Genomic DNA, 11,518 nt, shown 5'->3' on the forward strand with positions numbered 1-11,518 from the left:
GATCGTTACCGGCGATCACGGGACACCCGGGCGTGACCTGCGTCACCCCGTACCGGTTCCGTGTTCGTCGGCCGGGCGGAGGGCCTCGGTCACGGCCCGGCCGCGGGCCGACAGTCGGTAGCCGACGTCCAGGCTCTCCGTGAGGCCCAGCTCCTTCAGCGTGCGCACGTCCCGTTTGAACGCGGGCCGGTCGCGCCCCAGCCGCTCGGCGAGCACCGCGGCGGGGGTGCCCGGCTCGTCCCGGATCAACCGGAGGACGTCAGCCGTCCACGGACCCCGTCGGGCGGCGGCGTCGATGCGCGCCAACCGGTCCCGTACCGCGTCGAGCTCGCCGCCCGTGAGGTCGGCGCGTTCACGCAGGGACACCCGGGGGTCGGCACCGGCGTACCGCAGCCCGATCCGGTGCAGCGCGCCCCCGGGGTGGCGGGCGAGCTGCGCCCAGAACGCCTCCACCGAGCAGTGGCCGGCCCGCCGGACGTCGTCCGCGGTGACCTCCGCGTCCGTGATCGGCGTGACCTCCCCGATCTCGACCAGCCCGACGGCGGTGCGCAGCCGGGCGCCGGGCCGCACGGCCACCCGTTTCCACCTGCGGAAGGCGAGGGTGACGGTGCCGTCCCGGATGCCCTCCAACGTCTGCTTCGTGAACAGCATGCGGACCTCCTCCTGCTGGTGGACGCGGCCGGACGGACCGCGCTGGTCATTCTCACCACGACGAGACGTTCGTCGAAGCGGACGGGGACGAAAGTGGGCGGTGACCGTCGGATGCGCCCGCCTAGGGTGCTGTCGTGAACGTCGTACGAAGGATCCGGCCCCTGGCCCGAGCCGTCCGGGGCTGGCTGACCGCCCCCGAACCCGGACTGACCGCGCCGGGCGCCCTGCCGGTGGCCGGGCGGGGACCGGCCAGGGAACTCCTCGTCGCCCTGGCGATGGCCCTGCTCGCCGCCGGCACCGAGGAACTGCTCGACGCCAGTGCGCTCTCCATGGCCGCGACCGCGGCCGGGGCCTTCGTGCTGTGGCTGCTCAGGCGGCGGCTGCCCGCCACCGTGCTGGTCGTCATGGGCGTGCTGGGCGCGCTCTTCGGCGGTTTCGCGGTCATGGAGTCGTTCATCGCCTGGTCGGCGGGGCGGCGCATCGCCGTCGCGGGTCGCGCCCTGGCCGCGTTCGGACTCTCGTACGTGCTCTACATCGCCGTCGGGATCGCCGACCTGGGCATCTGGTCCCTACGGTCCCCCGTCGCGCTCCTGATGCTGGGCACCCTCGCCTATGTCGCGACGGTCGTCGTCCCCGGGCTCGCCGGACGTTACTGGAGCCAGCGCCGCACCTTGCTGCACGCCCTCCACGACCGCAATGCGCAGCTCCTGTGGGAACGCGAGATGATCGCCGGCCAGGCACGGCTGCTCGAACGCCAGCGCATCGCCCAGGACATGCACGACAGCCTCGGCCACCAACTGGCGCTGATCTCCGTGCACACCGGAGCCCTGGAAGTCGATCCCGGTCTCACCCCGCGCCAGCGGGAGGCGGTCGGCGTGCTGCGCAACGCGTCCGTGACCGCGATGCACGAGCTGCGCGAGGTGGTGGGCATCCTGCGGGACGGCATCGCGGGACCCCCGGTGGACGGAGCGGGTCCCGCAGCCCGCGGGATCGCCGGCCTGGACGCCCTGGTGGCGGACGCCCAGCGGGCCGGCAGCACCGTCCGGCTGAGGCGGGCCGGCGAGGAGCGACCGGTGGCCGCCGCCGTCGGGCACGCCGCGTACCGCATCGTGCAGGAGGCCCTCACCAACGCGTTCAAGCACGCGCCGGGCGCCGCGATCGACGTGGCGCTGCGCTACGAACCGGACTCCCTGGTCGTCGAGGTCGTCAGCGACCGTGCCGCCCAGCAGCCCGCCGACGAGGTCGTCAGCGGTGGACAGGGCCTGACCGGGCTGCGGGAGCGGGCCCGGCTGGTCGGCGGCATCGTGCACGCCGGCCCCGCCGACGCGGGAGGGTTCCGGGTCGCCGGGGTGTTGCCCTACGGCACCGCGGAGCCCGCCGGACCGTCCCCCGCGCCGGCCGACGTCCCCCTCGGCGGCCCCCCGCCCCCCGGTGCCCAGGGCTCGGGGCCCTTCGGCCCTCCGTCCGGTCGCCCGGCCGCGCCGTGGCCGGGTGGCGGCGGGCCCCCTGCGGGCGCCCCCGGGGGCTGGTCGCCGCAGCCGGTGCGCCGGGTCAGCGGGTTCGGGCTGGGCTGCGGCATCTCCGTCGCCGTCGTGGTCGCCGGGTTGGCCGTGGTCGTCGTGGGGGGAATCCTCCTGTTCCGGTCGGCCACCGAGGAGATGGTCGACCGGTCGACCTACGAGGCGATACGGATCGGGACGTCGGAGCACACCGTGCGCGACCGGCTTCCCAGCGGGGACGGATTCCTGCACACGGGCCTGGACGGCAAGAAGGAGGCCCCCGCCGAACCCGCGGGGGCCACCTGCCTCACCCTCGTGTCATCGGAAACGAGCAGCAGCTGGGACACAGAGGCGGTTTTCCGGTTCTGCTTCAAAGACGGCAGACTGATCGAAAAGAAGTCGTTCGAGGTCACGTTGTAGCCGAGCCCGGAACCGGGGTGTCGGCAGGGTGGAGTGAGTACATGGCGGGGCCAGGGGTCAGGGTCGTCATCGCGGACGACGAGCCGCTCATCAGGGCGGGCATCCGGCTGATCCTGACCTCCGATCCGGAGATCGAGGTCGTGGCGGAGGCGGCGAACGGCCGGGAGGCCGTGGATCTGGCCCTGTCCCACGCCCCGGACGTGGTGCTCCTCGACATCCAGATGCCGGTCATGGACGGACTCGCCGCCCTCGGTGAACTCCGCAGGGCCGCGCCGGCGGTACGGGCGATCATCCTGACCACCTTCGGGGAACGCGACAACGTACTGCGCGCCCTGGAGTCCGGCGGCGCCGGCTTCCTGCTCAAGGACACCGCCCCCGCCGAACTGATCGGCGCGGTGCGGGCGGCGGCGGCCGGCGACGCCTACCTGTCCCCGGCTGCCACCCGGCACGTGGTCGACCAACTGGCCTCCGACCGGACGGCGGCCCGTGGCGGCGCGGCCCGCGCACGGGTCGCCCAGCTCAGCGACCGGGAGCGGGACGTCCTCGCACTGCTCGGGGAGGGGCTCTCCAACGCCGACACCGGACGGCGCCTCCACATGAGCGAGGCCACCGTGAAGACCTATGTGAGTCGCATCCTCGCCAAGTTGGAGTGCGACAACCGGGTGCAGGCGGCGCTCCTCGCGCGGGACGCCGGCCTCGGCACCTGAACCCCCGACCCCTGCCCCCCCGACCCGACCCCTGGCGCCGCGCCTTCGACCTTCGGTGCGGTGCCCGTCGACTTTCGTCGGTCGGTGAGGTGCGACTGCGCGTCCGTGGCTCGGCACCACCGCCGTGCACCGGGGCGGAGCACCGGCCCGGTGCGAGCGGAACGTCGCGCCGGACGACGACGAACGGAGGACGCGCCGGCGCCCCTTTGATCGGCAGGATCGCCCCATGACCAGTGACGAAGGAACGAAGCCGCAGACGCAGCCGACGACACAGCTGGGGGCGCACTGGCGGGTCGCCGGAGTGCTGGGAGCCGCGTGGGGATCGCTGCCGGACCACGTCGAGGGTGCGAACACCATCGGGACGGAGAACCTGCTCGCCGCCCTGACCACGGGCCGGAGCACCACCAACAAGGCCCTCGCCCTCGCGGGCGTCACCGCCACCGCCACGATGGCCGTCCTGCGCGACCACCACGACGGCGCCGCCGTCTGGACGAGCACGGACGACGTCGAACACGCCGTGGGCTCGCTGGACCTGCTCGGCTCCGACGGGGACCGGCGCCGCAGACTGTCGGGTGCCGCCGCCCGCGCCTTCATCCACGCGATGGACCTGGCCCGTCGTGAGGGCGCCGACGAGTACTCCCAGGAACACCTGTTGCGCGGGGTCCTCGCCGACCGGGGCAACCGGGCCACGGAAATGCTCACGACCTGCGGCGCCACCGTCGACGACGTCGTCCGCCGGCTCGACGAACGGGACACCAGGCCGGCCGACGACGGGCTCCACCACCATCTGTGGCCCACCCGCGACACCCTTCTGGGTCGCTGCTCCCCGGACGCCAACTCCCTGTGGCGGCGCCTGCTGCTGCGCCTCGCCAGGGGTGCGAACCTCGCTGAGGCGCCCATCAGTTGGACCAGGATCGACGCCGCGCGCCTGGCCCGCTCGTCGGGCGGCGCGGCGGGCACCGAGCACCTGCTGCTGGCCGTCCTGGCCACCTACGAGGTGGCGCAGCGCTATCCGCACCTCGCGCTCGCCGGGCCCGGGCGTTCGGCCTCCGGTGCCCCGACCGCGCCGGCCGACCGGTTCGCCGGTGGCGCCCGACTGCACGCACTGGGCGCCGACTACCTCATGGTGCGACGTGGGGTCGAGCAGTACGGCCATGAACTCGGCACGGACGACCGGGACGTCGACACCTACGCCGACGCGCTCGTCCCCGGGGACGGCACCGGCCCCCTCACCGACGCCTTGCTGCGGGGGGAGAACCGGGCCCGCCGGCTCCTGCTGACCCTGGGGCTGTCCGTGTAACCACCACGTGCCGGCGGCCCCGCCCCGGTCCGGTCGGACCGGAACGGGGCGTTCGATCGGCCGGGTCGCTCGCCCACCTGGTAAAACCCTGCTGGTCCAGACCTCTTGTGCGGTGTCGGGGGTGGGGCTACGTTGCTCCCTGGCCGCCGGGGGAAGTAGGGGGTGGGGCTTCTCCCGTGGCCTCTGATGGCACATCACTTCTGTTGTGAGACAAGGGAGTTGTGTTAATGCTGAGACGTCTGAGTGTGCTCGCCGGAGCCGCTGTCGCCACTGCGGGGCTGCTGTTCGCCACGGCGCCCCCCGCCTCCGCGGACCCGTACTTCCAGCCGCGCAGCCACCACTCCTCGTACGCGGAGTGCGATGCGGCGGGGCAGGCGGGCAAGAACCTGTGGGGCCTGCTGTACCAGTGCAACCAGTTCCCGACCAGGCCCGACGTCTACGTGCTGTGGGTGCGCATCTGACCCTCGCGGGTGGCCCTTGCGCGGGGTCGTTCTCCGAAGTCGATCGGAGGGCGGCCCCGCGCAGTGCGTTCGCCCTGGTCAGGGCGGTGGAGTCGAGCATCCGCTGTTTTAGGTCAGATGACCTATAGTGGGTTCCATGAACGAGCAACCCCAGGTGAACGAGCAACCCCAGGACGAACTGACCCATGACCCCGAGGGCCCGGTCCTCCTCGTCGGCGGCTACGGCACCGTCGGCGCGGAACTGGCCCGCATGACGGCATCCCGGTGGCCCCTGCTGCTGGCCGGGCGGACCGTGACGCGCGGGGAGGAACTGGCCCGGGAGACCGGCGCCCGACTGATCCGCTGGGACCTCACCGCACCGCAGCCCGTCACCGCCCGCGTGCGGGCGGTGGTCACGGTCGTCAACGACCCCGACGACCGCGTGCTGCGGGCCGCCGTCCGCGCGGGCGTGCCCTACGTGGACCTCGCCCGTTGGACCGCTCGGGTCCAACGGGCGGCCACCGTCGCCGCGCTGCTGAGGCCCACCTCGCCGGTGCTCCTGTCCTCGGCGTGGATGGGCGGGGTCACCAGCCTCGCGGTCGCCGACCTCGCCGGGTCCCTCGGCGGCGCGGACACCGTGGAGGTGGCCATCCGCTGGGACCAGCAGGACCGGGCAGGCATCGACTCGGTCGCGTTCATGGACCGGCTCGGACTCGACTTCGAGGTGGTCGAGAACGGGCGCCGCCGCACCGTGATGCCGCTGGCCGACACCCGCACCGTCCGGGTGGGCGCCGCCGACCTCCGGGTCGCCCGGATCGACACCCCCGAACAGTTCACCCTGCCCTTGACGCTCGGCACGACCACCGCGGTCACCCGCATCGGCTTCAGCTCCGCCGCTTCCACCTCCGCGCTGCTCGTCGCGAAGCGGCTCGGCTTCTTCCGCTGGGCGCGCGGCGAACGTTTCACCGCCGTGCGCCGGTCCCTGCTCTACGCGCCCGGCGACGGCGGCACCGCAGCCCTCAGCGTCCAGGTCGCCCACGGGGGCCGCACCCTGACCGCGACCGTGACCGACCCCGCGGGCCAGGCCCACCTCACGGCAGTCGGCGGTGCCCTGGCGCTCGCCCGGGTCCTCGGCGCAGACGGCGCCCCTGCCCGGGCCGGGGTCACCTTCCCCGAACAGACCCCGCTCCCGCACGCTCTGGCCGAACGGCTCGCCGAGTACGGTGTCCGTCTGGAGACGACCGCCACGGCGGGCACGGGAGAGGAACGAGCGGCATGACGGACGGCCCGGCCCCGCGTCCCACCAACACCGGCAAGGGCGCACGCAGGCGCAACGAACTCCTCGACGCCGCCGAGCGGGTCCTGCTCGCCTCCGGTTACGCGGAACTCTCCGTGCGGGCCGTCGCCGCCGAGGCCGGGGTCAGGCTCGGACACCTCCAGTACTACTTCCCCACCCGCTCCGACCTGGTGGCCGCCGTCCTCGACCGGGTCCTTGGCCGTTCCCTGGAGCGGCTGGGTCCGCTGTTGGCCGAGTCGCCGCACCCGGCCGGGCCGGAACCGGCGAGCCTGGTACGGGCACTGCTGGCGGACCAGGACGACCCCGCCCTGGTCCGGCTGTTCACCGAACTCTGGGCCCTGGCGGCCGTCGACACCACCGTCGCCGACGCCGTCCGGGCGTTCTACGCCGCCTACCGCGGCCAGGTCGCCGCCCACCTGCGGCGTCGCCGCCCGGCCCTGGCCGAAGCGGAGTGCCGGGCCCGCGCCGAGGTCTTCGTGATGCTCATCGAGGGCGCGGCCCTGTTCCGCTCGGGGGTGGCCGCCCACCGGACCCCGCAGACGGACGACCGTCTCGTCAGCACGGCCGTCGCCCTGCTCACGGCCGACGAGGGCTGACGGCCACGAGCGCAGGTGCGGGTGCGTTCTCCCGTCCCACCTGCGATGTCAGGTTCTCCGAAGGTTGTTCGCAAGGCCCGCACGGCAGGGTCTGCGGTGTCGTCACGGGGCGCTCGCTCCGGGGCGAGGCCCACCGTCACCACCCGCCGACCTAGGGAGACAGGCCGTGCAGATCGCGTCCAAGCCCACGAGAGCCGCCGTCAGCGCCGCACTGGGAGCCGTACTGATCCTGACCGGGGCCCAGAACGTGGGGGCGGCCCCCGCGTCCGCCGAGCGTCAGGTCGCCGCGGCGGCGCCCAGCTACTACCTCAAGTTCGTCAAGCTCAAGGACACCGACTCCGACCGGACGACCACCCCGTACAACAACTCCAGGCTCCACCTGATGCAGAGCGTCGCCGGAGCCGCGGACCGGACGATCGCGCACTACCGGGCGGGTTCCGGAGTCAACGGCAACGCCTGCGCACTCAACAAGGGCTGGCTGCCCAACGGCAAGTACAAGATCGAGTTCCACCGGACGAACTTCGACGGGATCATCAACGGCTACGTCATCAAGGTGTCCGACAAGAAGTGCAGGAGCGGCGCGGGGGCCGTCACCCGCACCGCGCTGTTCATCCACAGCGAGATGAAGCCCAACGGCGGTCAGGGAAGCATCGAGTCCGAGCGCTGGGACGGCTACCGGGACTACAACTCCGAGGGCTGCATCAAGGTCCAACACACCAACATCAAGAAGCTGTTCGGCAAGATCGACACCCTTGGCTGGTCCCGGGTCAAGGGCCTGGTGGTCACTGGACCGTAGCGCACGGGGGCGCTCGCCGGCCCGCTGTACAGCGGTCGTGCGAGTCGGGGGAGCCGGCCCGCCGGAGTGCGCCACGCACTCCGGCGGGCCGTGGCGTGCCACCGGCTCCGGCGCCCCGCACGACCGCGGAGGAGGGCCGCCGCCGGGACCGAACGGACGGCGCACGATAATACGAACGTGAGCGATCTTCCCCTTCTCCTGCCGCCGGACCGCGTACCGGAGGGTGCCCGCAGCTGGCGCACGGCCGACACCGCGCGCTGGTCGGCCGCCGTCCCCGCCCGCTGGTCGCATCCGCTGTGGGCCGTGGCCGCGCTCGTCGCGGGCATCGTCTGGTCGATAGCCGCCGCCCCCGACGAGGTGTGCACCGCGGACCAGCCCTGCGGCACGTCCTGGACGTCCGTGACGCTCTCCGTCCTCGGACTGCTGACGCTGTACTGGATCTGGCGTCAGCCCCGGCTCGCCCTCCCGGGCCTCCTGCTGACCGTGGCCGGAGCCGTCGCCGACAGCGGGTTCACGGCACTCGTGGAGGGCCCCGAAGACCTGTTCCTGCTCGCGGCCGGCGCCTTCGCGGTCACCGGCCTCGCCCACCGGCTCGCCGCCGCGCGTCGCCAGCGGACCCTCGCGGAGGAGGCCGCCGGAGACCTGCGGCACCCGTTGCCCCCCGAGGCACGGGACTTCCGTCGGGGCAGGTTCTCCTTCGTGCTCGCCTCCGTCCTGCTCGCCGTCGCCGTGTTCGCGTTCTGGAGCGCCGAACAGGTCGCCAGTGGGTACGAGGACCGGGCCGCGAACGCCACCCGGGTGGCCGCGGAGGTCACCGGGGTCGACGTGGCCGACGAGGACGTCTCCGAACTGACCGTGGCCCTCCCCGACGGGGCCACCCGTACCGTCGACACGGTCTTCCCCGAGGACTACCCCGTCGGCAGCACCGTCGTCCTGGCGGTCGACGGTGACTGGACCCGTTTGGTGGCCGAGCCGTACGACGTCTTCGGCTGGGAGCTGCTGCTCCTCGCCACCGCCGTCCCGGGACTCGCGTTCCTCTCCAACGGGATGGCCGGCCACCGACGCCAGCGCCGCCTCGACACGACACGGCTCCCGGTCCTCAGGGTCCTCGTGCGCGAGGGCGACGAGGACGGGCGCACCTGGGTCTACGCCGCCGACGACCTGAGCGCCGCGCAGCCGGTCCTGAGCTTCAACTCCCTGTTCACCTCCGACTCGGACGACGACCCCGACGAGCACGGGGCCCCGGACGGCGAACACCCCCACCTGACCGAGGCGGAGAAAGCCGCTGCGCGGCAGAAGCTGGAGGAACAGGAGCAGGAGTTGGTCGCGGCCTTGCGCGGTGTCTTTCCGCCGTCCGCACTGCGCGAAGCCGTGCTCTTCGGCGCCCCCTACGCGGGCGGCGAGATCGCCTTCCTGGCACCCTGTGACGGGGACGACGGCGAGGTGGAGGCGGAGCGCAGCGTGACGCCCGTCAAGCCGGCGGTTCCCGGACTCTTCCCGCCGCCGCAGGGCCGGGGGCCCGGTGCCGGCCAGGCCCGTCGCGGCAGCTCGGACCCCGCAGCCCGGGCCCGTGCCGTGGCCGCGCTCTCCCTCGCGCCCGGACCGCAGCCCCTCACCTGGTCCGCCGACCGGGTCTCGCGCGGCCTCGGGCTCTTCCTCCTCGTCTTCCAGGGCGGCGGCATGTGGGTCCTCCTCGACGGCGGCTTCTCCTGGCAGTGGATCTTCCTGCTGCTCGGTGTGCCCTGGCTCGTCCACTCGGTGTCCACCGCGCTCAACTGGCGCGTCACCGCCGACCGGAACGGCGTCTGGGTCTGTGGGCCCTGGCGGGTGCGGCACGTGCCGTGGACGGAGGTCACCGACGTGCACCAGCGCGCCGACGCCCTGACCGTCGAGTTGAAGGGGGGCTCCGAGATCGAGCTGTCCCCGGTGGGGCTCGGGACGCTCCGGGGCCGGCGCGGCGGCACCTCGGCCGCGAGGAGGGCGGCGGACTCGCTGCGGGCCCTCCTCGACCACCCGGAGTTGCGGCCCACCGAGGTCGCCGACGCCCGGGAACAGGGCATGCCGCTGGGGCCGGTCGTCGTGACGCTGGCCGTGCTGTGGGGAGCCGTCGTCCTGATGCTGTGACCCCGGGGGCGGGTGTGGGGGCGGATCTGAGTACCGCTACTCACGTGGGCCGGCCCGGCGCCCGGCGATGATGTGGCCCACGCACCAGGGGAGGGACCCGTTCATGCTCAGCCACATCGCCGCCGTCGCCGTCCCGGCCTTCGCCCGTCTGACGGTCACCGCGGACCCGGACGCCGTGTTGCGGCCGGGCAGCATCATCGTCGCCAACCACACCTCGCTGAGCGACCCGGCGGTCGTCCTCGCGGCCCTGCACCGCCTCGGTGTCCGGCCCGCGGTCCTCGCCACCGCCGGTCTGTGGCGCATACCGGTGCTGGGCGCGGCCCTGACCAGGGAAGGCTTCGTCCCCGTGCACCGGGGCGGCCCCCGGGCCGCACAGGCGCTCGACGGGGCCGCGGCGGCCCTCGCCGACGGCCGGCTGGTGCTGATCTACCCGGAGGGCGGCCTTCCGCTGCGACGGGACCCCGGGGAGGTCGGGCCCGGCCCGTTCCGCAGCGGGCTGTGGCGGCTCGCCCGCAGTACCGGGGCGCCCGTCGTCCCGCTGGGTCAGGCCGGGGCCCGCCGGCTGGTGTCGGGCGGCCCGGTGAAACAGATCGCGGGCCTGCTCACCGCGCCGGTTCGCCGCCCGGCCCTGCACGTCCACCTCGGTGCGCCGCTGAGCCTGGCGGACGACCGGGTGACGGCCACCGAGCACGCTCACCGGGCCGTCACGGCGGCCTGGCGCACCGCGGCGGCGCGCCTGGGCGAACCGTCCCCGGTCGCCGTCTGATCCCGGTCGCCGTCCGACGGGTGGCCCCTGTCGCCGGCGTGCTGCCGTCGGGGCGCGGGCGGCGGCTTCACCGTTCGGGGCGGTCGCGCCAGACCAAGGTGTAGCGCCAGAACAGCCGACGGCGCAGCCGGGCGCCGGGCAGCTCACGCCGGGCGTGCCGGGCGATCTCGTCGAACGTCATCGACGCGGGCCGCGTGCTCGCGGTCATCGCGACGGGTCGGTGCACCCGGCGGCCCCGGTTCTTGAGCAGGGCCATCACCACGTTCACCGGGGTGGCGACGGTCCCGAGCAGGTGGTCGACGGGGGAGTGCGGTCGGGCGAGCCCCACCACGACGAGCGTTCCGCCCGGCGCCAACAGCCCGCGCAAGCGCGCGAGGGCGTCGCCGAACGGCAGGTGGTGGATCACCGCGACACAGGTGATCACGTCGAACGGGCCGGCGGCCGGCTCGACCATGGCGTCCCCGGCGGTGAAGGTCACGCGGGAGTCCGGCGCGGTGTGCTGCCGGGCCTGTTCCACGATGCCCGGGTCGGCGTCGACCCCCCGCACGGACCCCGCCCGCGACGCCAACAACCGGGCCAGGTCGCCGCTGCCGGCGCCGACGTCCAGGGCGGACCCGTAGCGGGCGGGCAGTTGACGCAGGATCCACGGGTGGTAGTGGGCGTTGTGGTCCCAGGGACGGGTGGCGTGGAACCGGTCGAGGGCCGTCAGGACGTTCGCGAGCGGGCGCATCATGCCCACCAGTCCACCATTGCGCCCCGCCGTCGGGCGACCCGCCCCACCACCCCGTGCAGGGGCGGGAGTTGATGGCCGGTGCGTCGCCCGGGCCCGCACCCCCGGGCGTCGCACCCGCGCGAACGCGCGTGGGGCGGCCCCCTCGCCGTCCCCGTGATCGTGCGGCCCGGGGCGGGCGGGGGCCCCGGC

General features: G+C 74.0%; 11 protein-coding genes. 9 read left to right on the top strand and 2 right to left on the bottom strand.

Translation table 11 applies throughout. The annotated features are described in order from the left end of the window. Window positions 1–42: 42 nt before the first annotated feature. Window positions 43–651 carry a hypothetical protein gene (locus ACFV88_RS32080; RefSeq protein ID WP_385495616.1) on the bottom strand — a complete coding sequence of 203 codons (609 nt, stop codon included), beginning with the start codon at window positions 649–651 and terminating at the stop codon, window positions 43–45. A 134-nt stretch (window positions 652–785) separates the two neighbouring features. On the opposite strand from ACFV88_RS32080, the gene ACFV88_RS32085 reads away from it, so the two are divergent. The 9 genes from ACFV88_RS32085 (at window position 786) to ACFV88_RS32125 (ending at window position 10,596) form a co-directional block, all read left to right on the top strand. Then, window positions 786–2,570, top strand: a complete 1,785-nt coding sequence (locus tag ACFV88_RS32085) for a histidine kinase (protein ID WP_385495617.1) — start codon at window positions 786–788, stop codon at window positions 2,568–2,570. A 41-nt stretch (window positions 2,571–2,611) separates the two neighbouring features. Further along, window positions 2,612–3,277, top strand: coding sequence for a response regulator (locus ACFV88_RS32090; RefSeq protein WP_385495618.1), 666 nt, complete (start codon window positions 2,612–2,614; stop codon window positions 3,275–3,277). A 226-nt stretch (window positions 3,278–3,503) separates the two neighbouring features. Next, window positions 3,504–4,577, top strand: a complete 1,074-nt coding sequence (locus ACFV88_RS32095; RefSeq protein ID WP_385495619.1) for a Clp protease N-terminal domain-containing protein — start codon at window positions 3,504–3,506, stop codon at window positions 4,575–4,577. A gap of 227 nt (window positions 4,578–4,804) precedes the next feature. Further along, window positions 4,805–5,038 carry a hypothetical protein gene (locus tag ACFV88_RS32100; protein WP_385495620.1) on the top strand — a complete coding sequence of 78 codons (234 nt, stop codon included), beginning with the start codon at window positions 4,805–4,807 and terminating at the stop codon, window positions 5,036–5,038. Between the two features lie 136 nt (window positions 5,039–5,174). Further along, the gene (locus ACFV88_RS32105) at window positions 5,175–6,296 is read left to right on the top strand and encodes a saccharopine dehydrogenase (protein WP_385495621.1); all 1,122 of its coding nucleotides are present in this window, start codon (window positions 5,175–5,177) and stop codon (window positions 6,294–6,296) included. Beyond that, window positions 6,293–6,910, top strand: coding sequence for a TetR/AcrR family transcriptional regulator (locus ACFV88_RS32110; RefSeq protein WP_385495622.1), 618 nt, complete (start codon window positions 6,293–6,295; stop codon window positions 6,908–6,910). Before ACFV88_RS32105 ends, ACFV88_RS32110 begins: the two co-directional genes overlap by 4 nt. 166 nt (window positions 6,911–7,076) lie before the next feature. Continuing rightward, the gene (locus tag ACFV88_RS32115; protein ID WP_385495623.1) at window positions 7,077–7,706 is read left to right on the top strand and encodes a L,D-transpeptidase family protein; all 630 of its coding nucleotides are present in this window, start codon (window positions 7,077–7,079) and stop codon (window positions 7,704–7,706) included. A gap of 177 nt (window positions 7,707–7,883) precedes the next feature. After that, window positions 7,884–9,830, top strand: a complete 1,947-nt coding sequence (locus ACFV88_RS32120; protein ID WP_385495624.1) for a hypothetical protein — start codon at window positions 7,884–7,886, stop codon at window positions 9,828–9,830. A 103-nt stretch (window positions 9,831–9,933) separates the two neighbouring features. Then, window positions 9,934–10,596 (top strand): lysophospholipid acyltransferase family protein, encoded by a 663-nt coding sequence (locus ACFV88_RS32125; RefSeq protein WP_385495625.1) that lies wholly within the window; start codon window positions 9,934–9,936, stop codon window positions 10,594–10,596. A gap of 67 nt (window positions 10,597–10,663) precedes the next feature. On the opposite strand, the gene ACFV88_RS32130 is transcribed toward ACFV88_RS32125, so the two are convergent. Further along, window positions 10,664–11,329, bottom strand: a complete 666-nt coding sequence (locus ACFV88_RS32130; RefSeq protein ID WP_385495626.1) for a class I SAM-dependent methyltransferase — start codon at window positions 11,327–11,329, stop codon at window positions 10,664–10,666. Between the last annotated feature and the right edge of the window lie 189 nt (window positions 11,330–11,518).

Origin of the sequence: Streptomyces sp. NPDC059816, assembly GCF_042732055.1 — a bacterium.
GTDB lineage: Bacteria > Actinomycetota > Actinomycetes > Streptomycetales > Streptomycetaceae > Streptomyces.

Excerpts from the sequence above, each read along its gene's own strand:
- ACFV88_RS32130 (WP_385495626.1), bottom strand. The coding sequence starts at position 11,329 with ATGATGCGCCCGCTCGCGAACGTCCTGACGGCCCTCGACCGGTTCCAC.
- ACFV88_RS32095 (WP_385495619.1), top strand. The coding sequence starts at position 3,504 with ATGACCAGTGACGAAGGAACGAAGCCGCAGACGCAGCCGACGACACAG.
- ACFV88_RS32110 (WP_385495622.1), top strand. The coding sequence starts at position 6,293 with ATGACGGACGGCCCGGCCCCGCGTCCCACCAACACCGGCAAGGGCGCA.
- ACFV88_RS32080 (WP_385495616.1), bottom strand. The coding sequence starts at position 651 with ATGCTGTTCACGAAGCAGACGTTGGAGGGCATCCGGGACGGCACCGTC.
- ACFV88_RS32125 (WP_385495625.1), top strand. The coding sequence starts at position 9,934 with ATGCTCAGCCACATCGCCGCCGTCGCCGTCCCGGCCTTCGCCCGTCTG.
- ACFV88_RS32105 (WP_385495621.1), top strand. The coding sequence starts at position 5,175 with ATGAACGAGCAACCCCAGGTGAACGAGCAACCCCAGGACGAACTGACC.
- ACFV88_RS32100 (WP_385495620.1), top strand. The coding sequence starts at position 4,805 with ATGCTGAGACGTCTGAGTGTGCTCGCCGGAGCCGCTGTCGCCACTGCG.
- ACFV88_RS32090 (WP_385495618.1), top strand. The coding sequence starts at position 2,612 with ATGGCGGGGCCAGGGGTCAGGGTCGTCATCGCGGACGACGAGCCGCTC.